13 protein-coding genes are annotated in these 14432 nt (G+C 58.2%); 8 read left to right on the top strand and 5 right to left on the bottom strand.

Annotated features, from left to right (window positions below):
* The first annotated feature begins 20 nt into the window (after nucleotides 1-20).
* From opgC to AC0TN7_RS23205, 5 genes are read left to right on the top strand one after another with little or no spacing between them, the layout of a single operon-like run.
* On the top strand, nucleotides 21-1238 hold the full coding sequence (gene opgC, locus AC0TN7_RS23225) for an OpgC domain-containing protein (protein WP_473702504.1): 1218 nt from the start codon (nucleotides 21-23) through the stop codon (nucleotides 1236-1238).
* 11 nt (nucleotides 1239-1249) lie between these two features.
* Nucleotides 1250-2149 carry a hypothetical protein gene (locus AC0TN7_RS23220; protein WP_463726725.1) on the top strand — a complete coding sequence of 300 codons (900 nt, stop codon included), beginning with the start codon at nucleotides 1250-1252 and terminating at the stop codon, nucleotides 2147-2149.
* Nucleotides 2150-2158: 9 nt separating this feature from the next.
* The gene (locus AC0TN7_RS23215; protein ID WP_473702503.1) at nucleotides 2159-3373 is read left to right on the top strand and encodes a PP2C family protein-serine/threonine phosphatase; all 1215 of its coding nucleotides are present in this window, start codon (nucleotides 2159-2161) and stop codon (nucleotides 3371-3373) included.
* Complete coding sequence (locus AC0TN7_RS23210) at nucleotides 3363-3701, top strand: STAS domain-containing protein (protein ID WP_196352235.1); 339 nt, start codon at nucleotides 3363-3365, stop codon at nucleotides 3699-3701. The genes AC0TN7_RS23215 and AC0TN7_RS23210 overlap by 11 nt, the downstream gene beginning before the upstream one ends.
* A complete protein-coding gene (locus tag AC0TN7_RS23205) occupies nucleotides 3702-4127 on the top strand; it encodes an ATP-binding protein (RefSeq protein ID WP_473702502.1) in 426 nt (141 codons plus the stop codon).
* A 28-nt stretch (nucleotides 4128-4155) separates the two neighbouring features.
* On the opposite strand, the gene AC0TN7_RS23200 is transcribed toward AC0TN7_RS23205, so the two are convergent.
* Nucleotides 4156-5643, bottom strand: coding sequence for a UbiD family decarboxylase (locus AC0TN7_RS23200; RefSeq protein ID WP_473702501.1), 1488 nt, complete (start codon nucleotides 5641-5643; stop codon nucleotides 4156-4158).
* Nucleotides 5644-5756: 113 nt separating this feature from the next.
* On the opposite strand from AC0TN7_RS23200, the gene AC0TN7_RS23195 reads away from it, so the two are divergent.
* Complete coding sequence (locus AC0TN7_RS23195) at nucleotides 5757-6641, top strand: LysR substrate-binding domain-containing protein (RefSeq protein WP_473702500.1); 885 nt, start codon at nucleotides 5757-5759, stop codon at nucleotides 6639-6641.
* Here AC0TN7_RS23195 and AC0TN7_RS23190 read toward each other — a convergent pair.
* The 4 genes from AC0TN7_RS23190 to AC0TN7_RS23175 all read right to left on the bottom strand — a co-directional run bounded on the left by AC0TN7_RS23190 (nucleotide 6632) and on the right by AC0TN7_RS23175 (nucleotide 10040).
* The gene (locus AC0TN7_RS23190; protein WP_473702499.1) at nucleotides 6632-7543 is read right to left on the bottom strand and encodes a LysR family transcriptional regulator; all 912 of its coding nucleotides are present in this window, start codon (nucleotides 7541-7543) and stop codon (nucleotides 6632-6634) included. The two genes, AC0TN7_RS23195 and AC0TN7_RS23190, sit on opposite strands and share 10 nt — an antisense overlap.
* A gap of 4 nt (nucleotides 7544-7547) precedes the next feature.
* On the bottom strand, nucleotides 7548-8534 hold the full coding sequence (locus AC0TN7_RS23185; protein ID WP_417927420.1) for an MBL fold metallo-hydrolase: 987 nt from the start codon (nucleotides 8532-8534) through the stop codon (nucleotides 7548-7550).
* A gap of 142 nt (nucleotides 8535-8676) precedes the next feature.
* A complete protein-coding gene (locus tag AC0TN7_RS23180) occupies nucleotides 8677-9426 on the bottom strand; it encodes a 5'-nucleotidase, lipoprotein e(P4) family (RefSeq protein ID WP_473702532.1) in 750 nt (249 codons plus the stop codon).
* Between the two features lie 86 nt (nucleotides 9427-9512).
* Entirely contained in the window at nucleotides 9513-10040 is a 528-nt protein-coding gene (locus tag AC0TN7_RS23175; protein WP_061715103.1) for a GNAT family N-acetyltransferase, read from the bottom strand.
* 132 nt (nucleotides 10041-10172) lie between these two features.
* On the opposite strand from AC0TN7_RS23175, the gene treZ reads away from it, so the two are divergent.
* Nucleotides 10173-11960, top strand: a complete 1788-nt coding sequence (treZ, locus tag AC0TN7_RS23170; protein WP_473702498.1) for a malto-oligosyltrehalose trehalohydrolase — start codon at nucleotides 10173-10175, stop codon at nucleotides 11958-11960.
* Complete coding sequence (gene treY, locus AC0TN7_RS23165) at nucleotides 11957-14425, top strand: malto-oligosyltrehalose synthase (protein ID WP_473702497.1); 2469 nt, start codon at nucleotides 11957-11959, stop codon at nucleotides 14423-14425. The genes treZ and treY overlap by 4 nt, the downstream gene beginning before the upstream one ends.
* The last annotated feature ends 7 nt before the right edge of the window (nucleotides 14426-14432 follow it).

Genomic DNA, 14432 nt, shown 5'->3' with positions numbered 1-14432 from the left:
TTTCAGGCAAAGGACACCCTATGAGCCATGTTGCGCCGTCCATCGCGCAAGAAGATGCCGCTAAATCAATAGCATGGCGTTATGCTGTTGCAGGTGCCCGGGATCTGAGAATTGACTTTATGCGCGGCATTGCCCTCGTCATGATGGTCGTGGCGCATACGGAGGTAATGTCGGTATTTAATATATTCTCCTGGGAGCGCTTCGGGTTGACCACAGGTGCTGAAGGGTTTGTTATTCTCTCGGGGTTTATGCTGGGAATGCTGAATCGCGCGCGTCTGCAAAAAGTGGTTTTACTCACGGTTTCCTGGGGGCTTTATCTCAGGGCGTGGAAAATATATCGCGTAAATATCATTGTCATAGTGTCATTTATTCTTCTGGCCTATATCCCACATATTAATATTTTCGAGGTTACCCATTTTACCGACCGTTTTTCGGGGCAAAGCTGGTCGCTTTATCCTGTTACGCCGCAGATTAAAGAGACCTGGTTCAACATTATTCTCTATTTGCAGATCGGCCCCCATCAGACGCAAATTCTGGGACTGTATATCTTTTTGCTGCTCTTTAGCCCCCTTTTTTTAGGGATGTTGCAGAAAGGGAAAGTCTGGTGGCTGTTAGGGCTGTCGCTGCTGGTGTACGGCCTGTGGCAGCGGTGGCCGCTTCGGCTGACCCCGTCGGAGTTCGAATTTGCCTTTCCGCTGCTGGCCTGGCAGTTCATCTTTGTGCTGGGGATGGCCAGCGGCTGGTATAAAGCCGAACTGCTCTCTTTCGCCCGGACGCCTCCGGGGAAAGGGGTGGTAGTGGGGCTGGTCATGGTGTCGCTGGTGCTGGGATTTGTCGCCCAGAACCATACCAACCCGTTTATGCCGCCCGCGCTACTTATGCACGTCATCCCGCCTGACAGCTTCAATACTTTTTATCACACCTGGGCGGCGAAGAACGGGCTGGGCCCGGTGAGGGTGCTAAACGATATCGCTCTGATGGTTACCGTCTACCTGGTGCTGACGTATTGCTGGACGCCGCTCAACCGCCTGCTGGGATGGTTCCTGATCCCGCTAGGCCAGCACTCGCTCTATACCTTTATTTTGCATGTGTACGTGGTGCTGCTGGTGAGCCAGTTCATCACCTTCGACTTATGGCGTCACGCCTGGATAGAGAACACGTTAGTGCATGCGGCGGCACTGGGTATTTTGTGGCTGATGGCAAAATACGACGTCGGCGCACGCTGGATACCTAACTAAGGATGGCGGTTATGCGCGAAAAATGGCTTCTGGCGGGCGTGCTGCTCGCCGCGATCCCCGCCGCAGAGGCGGCACAAAGCAATGATAAAGAAACCCTGCGCGATAAGAACGGTGAACCCGTTCAGGCAGGCGTTTTTACCAGCCGGTGGGGGCGTTTGTTCTCGGGAAATGACAAGAAATTTTCTGGGGCTCTGAGCTTCAGTTCGGGGCTGAAAGAGCAGCTGGTGAGCGTGCCAAATAGCTCTGACAGCGCCGCGCAGGAGAAAAAAATAAACCAGACGCTCAACCTTAGTCTGCAGTATTCCCCGTACAGCTTCTGGTTTGCCAACATTACCTCCCGGTTGCCGGTCAGAGATACCACCCGCTATACCGCCGATTTTCGCTACAGCTTCGGCTATGATGACTGGCACGCCAATACGTTCAGCCTGGTTTACGGTAACTACGGTGAAAACCACTTCTGGACGTCAGGCAGCCGGAGACATACCTATTTCGAACAGGGCGCCTTCACGCTGGCCTACAAGTTTTCGCTACCGAAACCGGTCGAAAACACGCTCCTGATTAATAAAGGGGATTCCATCATTTGCCAGGTCGGGTACAGCTGGGTGCCGCGCTACTACGACCTCAGCAGCGATGACATCCGCAAAAATAAAAACGTCATGCTGGGCGGCTGCGGCTACACCTTCAAACAACATTTCTTCGTTCGTGCGACGGCATTCTGGTTTCCGGACAGCAGCCAGCAGCAGCCCTGGAACGGCGATTACAGCTACAGCTTTGGCTACGCGGGCTATACGCCGGGATCGTTCTCTGTTCAGTACGCTAACTATGCGGGGACGCGCTATCCGGGGCACGGCAACGGTAACGCAAAATTCAGGGAAGGGACCGTGAGCCTCATCTGGTTCTTACCGCTATAGGAGGGATACATGTCGGCTCTGCACGTGTTAATTGTTGAGGATTCGCTGATTTATCGTCGTCTACTTTCCCGGATGCTCACCCAGTGGGGGTATCTCGTGAGCGAGGCGGAAAATGGCGTCGCCGCGCTGGAAATCTTGTCCAGTCAGCCGGTTAGCATGGTGATAAGCGACTGGGAAATGCCGGAAATGGACGGACTTACGCTCTGTCAGACGATCCGTAACCGTCAGTTTGGCCACTATGTGTATATCATCCTGTTGACGGCCCGCGAGAATGCCGGGGACGTGACGCAGGGGTTTGATGCCGGGGCGGATGATTTTTTGAGTAAACCCGTTGAACAGGCTGAACTCCGGGCGCGGCTTCACGCCGGGGTCCGTATTTTGACGCTGGAAGCGACCCTCGCGGCGCACAACAAGCGCCTGAGTGAAGCCTTGCATCAGATTGAAAAAGATCTTGAACTGGCGGCACGCGTTCAGCACTCGGTGCTGCCTTCACACCGCTTACGCTACGGCGACTACTTCTCCGACTGGCTTTTCCTACCGTCAGCCTGGGTCTCGGGCGATGTGTTCAATATCTTTCCGCTGGATTCCCATTTGGGATTCTATTGCGTTGATGTCTCGGGTCACGGCGTGGGGGCCGCGATGATGTCCCTCGCGGTGGCTCGCCAGTTTTTACATGGCCGGGTGGTGGACCGCTTCCTGTTTACCGATGAGGGCGGCATTCAGTCACCCGCGGAGGTCGTCAGGATGTTGAACAGCCGCTTTTGCAGTGAAGAGAGCGACATCACCAGTTATTTCACGCTCATTTACGGCGTGATCGATCCAGAAACTGGGCAGGGGTTGCTGTGCCAGGCAGGACATCCCACTCCCGTCATTGTGAACGCAGACAGCGAAGTCACGTCCGTGGGCGATGGCGGCCCGCCGGTCGGGCTGATCCCAGACCTGAGCTGGGAGGACGTCGCGTTTACCCTCAATCCGGGGGATCGCTTATGCTTATTCAGTGACGGTATTACGGAGTGTGAGAACGTCAGCGGCGAGCAGTTTGGCCCGCAGCGTCTCGAACGCTGGCTTCATGAGCATGCCCGGCTCCCGGTTGACCAGCTCCTGCCGCGGTTTGGTGACCACCTGACCGACTGGCGCAATGCAAATCGTGATGAACCCATCGCCTTAACCGATGACGTGTCACTGCTCGTGATTGAGCGTCAGGGAGAACAGAATGATTATTAACACCGAACGATTACCACATGCCAATATTCTCACCCCCGCAGTTCGGCGGCTGGATGCGTCCATTGCCGCGACGTTTAAAGCGTCCGTGACGGAGGAAATTGGCAGCGATCGTAAAGCCTTAATCGTCGACTTTAGCAAAGTGGATTTTATCGACAGCAGCGGGCTGGGGATGCTGGTGTCGTTGTTCAAGCTGATGAACGGGAAAGGCGAAATGGCGCTGTGCTCCCTGAACCCCGGGATCATGAACATGTTCACCCTGACCCGAATGGATCGCATCTTCCGCATCTATCCGGATAAACATAGCGCGCTTGCGCAACTGGGGCAGTAGATGCAGAGGCCGGATCAGGCTGAATTTCCGGCGGCGATCGCGTCCCTGACGCCGCTGTCCGGCTGGCTTGGCGACAGGTTGAGCGCGCTTCCCGTCGATGATGAGTGGCGTTTCGCCTTCGATCTCGCCGCCTGTGAAGTGGCGACGAATATCATCCGCTACGCGCTTCACGAGGATAACTCGCGCGCCTTTCGCGTCCAGTTCGACGTCCGCGGCAATGATGTCTGCGTTGTTTTTAACGACGCGGGTGACGCGTTCCCGCAGGAGCGGCTTGAGGCCGCCAGGCGAGACCGTTTCTGCGAAATGTCGCCGCTGCTGGAGAGCGGCAGGGGGCTGATGCTCATTTTGCTGAGCGTCGATCGTTTCACTGTGAAACGCGTGGCGGGTGAAAATATCGCCACGCTTGAAAAGAAAATAAGCGTATGACCTGTGGGCCATACGCGCGTGATTTTCTCTATTTTTTAGCGGCAAACAGCTCCGGCGCCCACGGACGCGGATCCACCTCCATAAACGGCGCGCGCTCGAAGCGGTCCTTCAGCGCCCACGGCACCGTGCAGTCGAAGATCGTCTTGCAGGAAATGCCGTTGCCGCGAATCGAGGTGCTGTAATCCGGCGACTGGGACGGATCCAGCTGGTGGCCGCGGATCCCCGGAATATTGGTGATGCTCACATCACCCTGCATGCGCGTCGTCATTGCCCACAGGATGTCGTCGCTGTCGAAAATATCCACGTCTTCGTCGACAAGAATAATGTTCTTCAGCTCCGAATAGGTGGCTAAGGCGATAAGCGCCGCCTGGCCCTGACGTCCTTCGTCTGACGGCTGGCGTTTTTTCACCTGCAATATTCCGAGGAACTTGCCGCCGCCCGCGGTATGGGCATAGACGTTTTGCAGGAAGCCCGGAATCGCCTCCTCAATGGCATTGCGGATGCTGGCCTCGGTCGGCAATCCGGCCAGTGTGGTATGTTCTTCCCCCGGCCCCACCAGCGTCTGCAGGATGGCGTGGTTTCGCATAGTCACGGCTTTCACTTTGATCACCGGCAGGGAGGGATTCGCCTCGCCGCAGTAGCCCGGGAACTCCGGCATCGCGTGGCCGGTGTTGGTGTGCTGATCCTCTCTCACGCGCACGCCCGGAAGCAGTTCGCCTTCGATGATGATCTCCGCCCGCGCGATGGCTTTCTCTTTGACCGCCACGCCCTGCACCAGCTCAACCGGCTGCTGGCGCAGCGCCCCGGCGACGCCCAGCTCGTTATAACCAAATGGCGTGGTGGGGGCCTCAAAGCACGCGCCGATATAGATGGCGGGGTCGAGTCCCATGTTGATCGTCACCGGCAGCGGTTTTCCGGCATCTTCCGCCTTTTTGCGGAACACTTCGATGTGGCGCCCGGCGGCAAGGAACATGGAAAGCTCGTCGCGCTCCTGCACGCAGAGGCGGTGGATGGTGACATCCGTCAGCGAGCTGTCTTCCGGATCGCTTGCCAGCACCAGCCCCAGACAGAAGAACGGGCCAGCATCAATCGGCGTGTTAGTCGGGGCCGGAAGCAGCCTGCGCAGGTCGAAGTCAGGATCGTCAGCGTAGAAGACCTGCTCCTGACAGGGGGCCTGTGTGGCCGGAACGACAACCGGCGCAACCGGCTTTTTCACCGCCTGGCCGACGTGTTTTGCCAGTTCAGAGGGCTCGCAGCCTAACAGAAGCGCCGCGCGCTCGCGGCTGGCGTGCATGCCCACCAGAATGCGGGAGTGCGGATAGCCCTTAATGCTGTTGAACATCATGGCCGGGCCCGTGCGGGTTGGGCGTTTGACCGTGCCGCCTGCGCCGATATGGCGATAGACGCCCGCCAGCTCCGCGTTGGGATCGACCGGACGATCGGTTTCAAGATACTGCCCTTCGTGGCGCTGCAGTAAGGCGATGGCGCTGCGGAGATCTTTAATCTTGTTTTCCATATTTTCCTCCCTCGGTTGAATACCTCCATTTTTATGGCAATGACCAATAGCATCAATTGCATCATTTCTGTTAAATTGATAAGTAAATTTATATCAATATAAGGAGGCGTCTCGTGCAGTTTCGTCAGATGCGCCACTTCATCGTCGTTGCCGAAGAGCTCCACATGCACCGGGCCGCCGAGCGTCTGAACATGGCGCAACCGGCGCTGAGCCAGCAGATTAAGGCCCTGGAAGAACGTTTAGGCGTCACGCTTTTCAGCCGGGCCAACCGCCGCTTAACCCTGACGCCTGCGGGCGAAGCGTTTCTCGTGAAAGCCCGGCTTGCCATCTCGCTGACCGAACAGGCGGTGCTGGACGCCAGACAAACGGCACGGGGCGAGCAGGGGGTGTTAAACCTCGGATGCGTGTCGAGCGCGATGTTCGACGGCAGGCTACCCGCCGCGCTTCGCCAGATGCACAGCCGCTGGCCGGCCATTACCATGTCGCTGATGACGGGAAACGTGCAGACGCTCTACGCCGCCGTGCAGAGCAACCAGCTGGATGTGGCCATCATCCGCGCGCCGCTACCGTCGCTGCCGGACGATCTGCAAAGTCGTCCGTTCACCTCGGAGAAAACGGTGCTGGCGCTGTATCGTCAGCATCCGCTGGCCGGGTCCGCCGCGCTGACGCTCTCGTCGGTGAAAGACGAAAAATGGATCTCCCTGCGCGACCCGGAGGGAATGGGGCTGGAACAGTATTTCTATGACGCCTGCAGCGTGGCGGGCTTTCAGCCGGACGTAGTGCAAAACGCGACCGACGTGCCTACGGTGATAAGCCTGGTTTCGGCAGGGTTTGGGCTGGCGCTGCTGCCCGTGTCGGCAAGGGCGGTGAGCGTCGAGAATGTGGTTTACGTGGACATTCTCGACCGGCTGCGGGAGAGCGAACTCACCCTGGTTTGCCACCGGATTATTCGCTCAGAAGTGCTTAAAAAGTTTCTGGTTACCCTCGATCACACCTGACGTCCGGCGGCCCGCAGCAGCTGTTCACGCAGCCAGGCATTTGCCGGATCCTGGCTGTTTTTCGGGTGCCAGTACATGTTGATGGTAATTGGCTGGAGCGGCAGCGGCGGTGGGAAAATATCCAGCGTGCTGGCGAACTGTCGCAGCATCCGTTCCGGCAGGGTACAGACCAGGTCGGTACCGGCAACCAGCGGTGGCGCCATGGCGTAGCTCTGGGTGGACATGGCGACGTGTCGCTGATAGCCCAGCCCGACAAGGGTTTGGTCGATAAAGCCGGTAAACGGATCTCCCGCCGACGACACCACCAGATGGGAAAGCGCGCAGTAGCTTTCCAGATCTAACGGACCTGTTCCGCGCGGATGGCCTTTACGCTGGGCGGTGGCAAACGCGTCGTCGAGGAGTTTGCGCCTCACCCAGCCGTCATGAGCGCCCGCGCTCACGCCGATGTAGATGTCCACATCCCCGTTTTCCAGCTGCTGCGGCAGGTCAGCCATCTCCGGCAGGGCGAAGCGCAGGCGGATGCCGGGGGCATCGGTTCTCACCTGGTTAAGCAGTCCGGTGCCGAGCATCAGCGCCGGGTTCTCATGCAGCGCGATAACAAAGGTCCGGCTGCTGGTTTGCGCATCAAATGCCGTGGGGGCAAACATCGCGCTGATGCCGCGCAGTACGTTCGCCACCTGCGGCTTGAGCGCTTCCGCTCGCGGCGTGGGTAATACCCCGCGTCCATGCGGGGAGGGAATGAACAGTGGTTCGCCAAACAGCGAGCGCAGACGCGCGAGACGGGCAGACAGCGCGGGCTGGCTGATGCCCAGCCGCGCGGCAGCATGGGTGATGTTCCTGTCCTGAAGCAGGGCGTCCAGCGTCAGGAGCAGGTCTATGTCCATGTCAGATATCCGCGTCATCGCTCTATTTCGCGCCGCTGGCGTCCCGGTTGGTATAGGTGACAGGGACCCAGGCATAGCCGCCGTTCTCGCCTTTCGTTACATAGCCGATGCCCGGGAAAGGCAGGTGCGGGGCGGCAATGAGATCTTTATTTTTCACAAAGTCAGCGAACGCATGCTCGCGAACGCTTGCCGCTTTGTTCTGATCTTCATCGTAGGTGATGGTCACCGCAGGCTGCGGGAACTGGACCGCCGCGGCGTGAATGATGTCGCCGACAAAGGTGATCTTCTCGCCTTTGCTTGTCAGCGTGTAGAAGGCTGAGCCCGGCGTATGGCCGGGATGAACCGTGCCGGTCAGCCCCGGGATAATCTCCGATGTGCCGCTAAACGGCACCACTTTCCCCGCGTCAAGATAGGGCTTTAAGGTCTTCTGCGCGACGTCAAAGTAGTTCTTGCCGTAGCCGGTTTTCTTCTGATTGTCGTCGTTAAAGAAAAAGTCGATATCCGGTTTACCAACAAAAACGCGCGCGTTGCTGAACACCACCTTGCCATCTTTCACCAGGCCACCGGCATGATCGGAGTGGGCGTGGGTTAGCAGGACTTCAGTAATGTCCTCGGGTTTAATCCCCTGCGTGGCGAGGCTCTCAATCAGACGGCCGCCGTTACCGGGGCCAAAGAGCTGGCCCGAGCCGGTATCCACCAGAATTTTATGTCCGGGCATCGCAATCAGGAACGCGTTGATGGAGACCTCAGGCGGGTTGGTCTGGAAATTTTTCGCGAGCAGCGCATCAATGTTTTGCGGCGTTGTCCTGCGCAGCAGTTTGTGCAGATCCTGCGCGACGGTTCCGTCGGTAAACGAGGTGACCAGAATGTCCCCAACCTGAATGCTGTACCCGCCCGCCGGTTGTTTAACGACGTGCTGGGGCGTCTCTGCCGAGGCCTGCAGCGCAGGGTAGAAAAGCAGTGAACTGGAAATCAGCGTGGAAAGAGCAAGTTTTTTCACGGTAAGCATACGAGTCTCCTTTGAAAGCACTCATCTTACTGCTTCGTAAAATTATAAGAACCTGCCCAGAAATGATAGGACCTATAAACGGGATGGATAGTCAACCGAAGGGCCGGTAAGGCGGGGGACGCCTTTTCCGGCCCGTAAGACCTTATTTTTTCAGCGGTGCGTTCCAGCTATCCAGCGTGGCTTTGGACCAGGCGCCATAAGCGGCATTAGGGAGCACAATCCAGTCGTTGCCGAAGTGTTCGGCGCTGGCCTCAACCAGCTCACGCTGCTGCTCGCTCGGCTTTTTGTTTTTAAACTGCACGGCGAAATCCGGCAGGCTGTCGCCGAACAGCATCACGATCTGCTGCTTTTTGAGGATGCTCTGGCGGCGCTCTTCCTTGCTGACCGTATCCAGCAGCACGCTTTCGTCAGACACCTGCGGCAGGCCGAGAGCGTTTAACGTCTTCAGCGTGTCGGCTTTATTTTCCTGCATACGATCCGAAACGTAGTAGATCCGGACCTTGCTCTGATTCACGTGGTCAAGAAACGCTTTCGCCCCTGGGATTAAGCCGGGTTTTCCCTGCTTCTCCCAGTCGCTCCAGGTGTCCCATTGTGTATAGTCGTGACACTGCTCCGCATCGCGCACCAGCAGAGGGGTGTTATCCAGCACCGTTTCGTCGAGGTCCATCACCACGGCGTAATTTTCGGGCGTTTTCAGATCCTTTAACCTCTCGTTGAAACGCTCGGTGGCAAACCGATAGGTTTGCAGCTGAAGGGCCATAATCTCTGCCGATTTCTGCTGATAGCGCAGCGCCATTTCGTACGCTTTCGGTTCACACAGGTCGCGCCCGGCAGCCGTCGCGGTTGCCGCTGCACTCATAACAGGTAATGCCAGCAGTAATGCCTTAGCCATTGAATTCACGCTTTTTTCCTCAACACCCTGGTTAAAATCCCGAAAGCGTAATGAAATTCAATGACAGAAATATGAAGGCTGCGTTGCTAGACCAGCATGTAATACCAGAATAGGGCGACCTCGTCTTTTTCCGGTAAGGCGTTGTAGAGATAACGGTCGTATCCGCCCAGGGTGAATCCGTAATGACGGTAAAACAGACAGGCAGAGACGTTCACGTTTTGTGTTTCAAGCCGTAATCCCGGCGCGTTTACGCTGCGGGCCCAGACGTGGGCGGCGGCCATCAATTTTTGTGCGGCGCCGGTTCTGCGTTTTGTACGCTCAACGGCGATATAATCCACTGAGATAAATTTATTCCAGCCAATTGAAGCGGTAATAAATCCGGCTATTTCACCGTCATCCGTTTCGGCGATAAGAAATATGGCGTCCGGATTAACGCAGTGATTTTCAAGGGTTTGGATGTCGAGCTCGTAGGTTTTAATCCAGGGCTCGGCAACGGCTTCGATATGCAAATCACAATGGATAAAGGGCTCTCGCGCAATGTGGCTAATGGTGAAAGAAAAGTCACAACATTCAAGACGGACGAGGTCCGTATTTAATCCTTTTCGAATCTGCATAATTTTCCCGGTAGTGAGTTATTTCATAAAGAATAGACGAAGCGGTTAAATCCGCTGGGCTAACACACTTTTAATCCTGAACTAAGCTTGTACTTCGTTCCGCGTAAAATGTGGGTCATTCGAGGACAATGAATGGAATTCAGGACATTTCAAAAGCGGTGGGGTGCTGAGTTTATTTCCGATGACGTTGTACGTTTTCGCGTCTGGGCAGAAGGACAGAAAGAACTTACGCTACGTCTGGCCGCCGCCGACGTGCCGATGACGGCAACGGGCGACGGCTGGTTCCAGACAGACGTCCCCGGCGTCACGCACGGTGCAGAATATCAGTTTGTTCTTCAGGACGGCATGGCGGTGCCCGATCCCGCCTCGCGGGCGCAAAAGGGCGACGTTAACGGCCCCTCGGTGGTGATCGATCCCCGACGCTACCAGCCGGTCAATCGCGACTGGGCAGGGCGTCCGTGGGAAGAGACGGTCATTTACGAACTGCACATGGGCACCTTTACCCCGGAGGGCACCTTCCGGGCGGCCATCGACAAGCTGCCGTATCTGGCAGAACTCGGGATTACCCAGCTTGAAGTGATGCCAGTCTCTCAGTTTGGCGGTTCCCGCGGCTGGGGGTACGACGGTGTGCTGCTATATGCCCCACACTCAGCCTACGGTACGCCGGAGGATTTCCACGCGTTTATCGACGCCGCGCACGGGCTGGGGCTTTCGGTGGTGCTGGATATCGTGCTTAACCACTTCGGCCCCGAGGGGAACTATCTGCCTTTGCTGTCGCCCGCGTTTTTCGATGCACAGCGGATGACGCCGTGGGGCAACGGCATCGCCTACGAGCGCGAGCCGGTGAGGCAGTACATGACCGACGCGCCGCTCTACTGGCTGACGGAATACCGTCTTGACGGCCTGCGGTTTGATGCCATAGACCAGATAAAAGACGGCTCCGACACGCATATTCTCGAGGAGATTGCCACCAGGATCCGCGAGGCCATTCCGCACCGTCACGTTCACCTGACCACGGAAGACAGCCGCAACGTGATTTTCCTGCATCCGCGTGATGAACAGGGCAACGCGCCGCTGTTTACCGGCGAGTGGAACGATGACTTCCACAACGCCGCCCACTTATTTGCCACCGGCGAGACGCACGCCTACTACCAGGACTTTGCCTTTGAGCCGGAGAAAAAGTTCGCCCGGGCGCTGGCGGAAGGCTTTGTCTACCAGGGCGAGGTATCACTGCAAACCGGCGAGTCTCGCGGGGTGGAATGCCGCACGCAGCCACCGCAGTTCTTCGTCGATTTTATCCAAAACCACGATCAGACCGGCAATCGCGCCCAGGGCGAGCGGCTTCTCTCCCTCGCGGGTGCCGACAAGACGCGGGTGCTGCTTGCCGCGCTGCTGCTCTCCCCGCATATCCCGCTGCTGTTTATGGGCGAGGAGTTTGGGGAAACGCATCCGTTCCTGTTCTTCACCGACTTTCACGGCGAACTGGCAAAGGCGGTGCGGGAAGGGCGCGCGAAAGAGTTTACCGGTCATGCCGGGCACGATGAAACCGTCCCGGACCCGAACGACGTGAACACGTTTATCCGCTCAAAGCTCGACTGGCATAAAGTCGCCACCGACGAGGGCAAGACGTGGCTGCGCTACACGCGCCACCTGCTGACGCTGCGCCATCGCTATATCGTTCCGCTTCTGCATCCGTGCGGCGCCGTTGAGGGCCATGTGCTCAAGACCGCGCCCGGCATGGTAGCGGTGTGCTGGCGCTTTCCGTCGGGGACGCTCTCTCTGGCGCTGAATATCGGCATTAAGCCCGTCGCGCTGCCCGCTATGGCGGGGGAGACGCGTTTTGCCTCGCCGGAGGTCACTGACGTTTTACCCCCGAACGGTATTGTCGTTCGCTTTGCTAATGGAGAAGCATCGTTATGATCCCTTCCGCCACGTACCGAATTCAGTTCCGTAACGGCATGACGTTCGACCGCGTTGTGGCGCTGGTGCCGTATCTGAAGGACCTCGGCATCAGCCACCTTTACGCATCGCCCGTGTTCACTGCCACGACGGGGTCCACCCACGGCTATGACGTAACCAACCCGAATGAAATCGACCCCGCCATCGGCGGGCGAGACGGGTTTGACCGCATGGCCGCCGCGCTTAAGCAGGCCGGTATGGGGTTGATTCTGGACATAGTCCCCAACCATATGTCCACCTCGCTGGAAAACCTCTGGTGGCGGGACGTGATTGAATATGGCCAGCAGAGCCGCTATTTCCGCTACTTCGATATCGACGGGTCGCGACCGCTAACGCTGCCGTTTCTTGGCGACACCTTTGAGGCGGAGCTGGAGAAGGGAGCTATCACGCTAAAACGTGACCCTGTCACGAAAAAGGCCGCGCTGGTCTACTACGACGCCGAGTATCCGCTCAACCCCGGCACGTACAGCGAGGAGAAGAGCATTGCCGAGCTGCACGACGCGCAAAGCTGGCGGCTGATGTCCTGGCGGGAAGCGCCGAAGCAGCTCTCGTGGCGGCGCTTCTTTGAGATCACCGGGCTGGTCGGCGTTCGGGTTGAAGATGATGCGGTCTTCGACGACACGCACCGGCTGATCCTTGAGCTGGTCCACGCGGGCGTGGTGGACGGCCTGCGCATTGACCATGTCGACGGCCTGGCGGATCCGCTGGGCTATCTGCAGCACCTGCGGCAGGCCACCGGGCCCGACTGCTACATTACGGTCGAAAAGATTCTCGCCAAAGGGGAACAGCTCCCCGCTGACTGGCCGGTATCCGGTACCACCGGCTACGAGTTTATCGCCTCGCTGGCGGAAGTGCTGGTCGACGACGATAGCCTGGGGCGTCTGGAGACCATCCACGACGAGACGCTGGGCATCACGGTCGATCGCCACGCGGAACTGCGCGATGCCAAAGGCCTGATGGCCGATCGTAATTTTGAGGGTGAATTCACCACGCTGCTGAACCTTGCTGAGGATCTGGCACGCCGCAATGAGGTTGCGCTGCCGCGCGAGGAAATCCGCCACGCGCTGCGCGAACTGCTTATTGCGTTTCCGGTCTACCGCACCTATGGCACTCGCGAGGGGTTAACCCAGACGGACGTGGCGCTGCTTAACCGCGTGGTTGCCAGCGTGGAGACGTCGGAAGCGGCGCTCAGCCTGATCGTGCGCATTCTTACCGGCGACCTGCCGGAAGCGTGCTGCGACACCGCCGCGCTGTTCAGGACCCGCTTCCAGCAGCTCACCGGGCCGCTGATGGCGAAATCCGTTGAAGACACGCTGTTCTTTCGCCACAACCTCGAGCTTGCGCTCAATGAAGTCGGTGCCGACCCGACCCCGCGCGCGTTTTCCTTATCCCGCTTCCACCAGGAGATGCGCATTCGTCTGGCCCGTCAGCCCGACGCGCTGCTGGGCACCTCCACGCACGATACCAAGCGCGGGGAAGATTCCCGGGCGCGCCTTTATACCCTGACGGAAGCCCCGGAACGCTGGGGAGAAAATCTGGCCCGCTGGCGGCAGATGAACCAGACCCAGGTGCGTTTTCTCAATGACGGTACCGCGCCAAACGCCGCCGATACGTGGATGATCTACCAGGCGCTGGCGGGCGTCTGGCCCGCCACGCTGTCACCGGACGACGCCGACGGGCTGAAATCACTGGAAGAACGTTTCCTTGGCTTCCTTGAGAAAGCGCTGCGCGAGGCGAAGCAGCGCACCGACTGGATCGACAGCAACGAGAGCTATGAGAGCGTGGTGTTGAGCTATGCACGGCACCTGCTTTCACCGGACAACACCCTGTTCCTGCACGATTTCAGCGAGGCGATGCAGCCCTTTATCCGCGCCGGGCTAATGAACAGCCTCAGCCAGACGGTGATCAAGCTCACGGCGCCCGGCGTGCCGGATATCTATCAGGGCAGCGAGGCGCTTAATTTTAGCCTTGTCGACCCGGATAACCGACGGGAGCCGGACTTTCCGGCCCTGGTGCAGCACCTCAGCGCGGCGGATGCCGGGGTGTTTGACAACCCGATATGCTGGCGTGACGGCAGGGTCAAACAGTTCGTTACCGCCACGCTGCTGCGGCTGCGACCGCACTACGACGCGCTTTTCCGCTATGGCGACTGGCTGCCGCTTAAGGTCACCGGCGATCGTGAGGAGAACCTGATTGTCTATGCGCGCGTTAAGGACGGCGAGGCGCTGATTGTTGCCGTGCCGCGTCTGGTTTTTGACGTCACCGATAATCATCAGCTGTGGGTCAATACCACGGTCGCGTTACCCGACGAACTGGCCGGGAAGCGCTATCGGGATCTGTTCAGCGGCGAAAGCCGCATGCTGCAAGAAACGCTGGATTTAACGTCAGAAAAGGGATGTGTACTGGTTCTGCTTACCTGCGAATAATCGTGGA

This window comes from Enterobacter sp. PL_is511, from assembly GCF_055816065.1.
The sequence above is the reverse complement of the archived record's forward strand: the minus strand, read 5'-3'. Positions and strand labels throughout refer to the sequence as shown.

Excerpts from the sequence above, each read along its gene's own strand:
- opgC (WP_473702504.1), top strand. The coding sequence starts at position 21 with ATGAGCCATGTTGCGCCGTCCATCGCGCAAGAAGATGCCGCTAAATCA.
- AC0TN7_RS23220 (WP_463726725.1), top strand. The coding sequence starts at position 1,250 with ATGCGCGAAAAATGGCTTCTGGCGGGCGTGCTGCTCGCCGCGATCCCC.
- AC0TN7_RS23215 (WP_473702503.1), top strand. The coding sequence starts at position 2,159 with ATGTCGGCTCTGCACGTGTTAATTGTTGAGGATTCGCTGATTTATCGT.
- AC0TN7_RS23210 (WP_196352235.1), top strand. The coding sequence starts at position 3,363 with ATGATTATTAACACCGAACGATTACCACATGCCAATATTCTCACCCCC.
- AC0TN7_RS23205 (WP_473702502.1), top strand. The coding sequence starts at position 3,702 with ATGCAGAGGCCGGATCAGGCTGAATTTCCGGCGGCGATCGCGTCCCTG.
- AC0TN7_RS23200 (WP_473702501.1), bottom strand. The coding sequence starts at position 5,643 with ATGGAAAACAAGATTAAAGATCTCCGCAGCGCCATCGCCTTACTGCAG.
- AC0TN7_RS23190 (WP_473702499.1), bottom strand. The coding sequence starts at position 7,543 with ATGACGCGGATATCTGACATGGACATAGACCTGCTCCTGACGCTGGAC.
- AC0TN7_RS23185 (WP_417927420.1), bottom strand. The coding sequence starts at position 8,534 with ATGCTTACCGTGAAAAAACTTGCTCTTTCCACGCTGATTTCCAGTTCA.
- AC0TN7_RS23180 (WP_473702532.1), bottom strand. The coding sequence starts at position 9,426 with ATGGCTAAGGCATTACTGCTGGCATTACCTGTTATGAGTGCAGCGGCA.
- AC0TN7_RS23175 (WP_061715103.1), bottom strand. The coding sequence starts at position 10,040 with ATGCAGATTCGAAAAGGATTAAATACGGACCTCGTCCGTCTTGAATGT.
- treZ (WP_473702498.1), top strand. The coding sequence starts at position 10,173 with ATGGAATTCAGGACATTTCAAAAGCGGTGGGGTGCTGAGTTTATTTCC.
- treY (WP_473702497.1), top strand. The coding sequence starts at position 11,957 with ATGATCCCTTCCGCCACGTACCGAATTCAGTTCCGTAACGGCATGACG.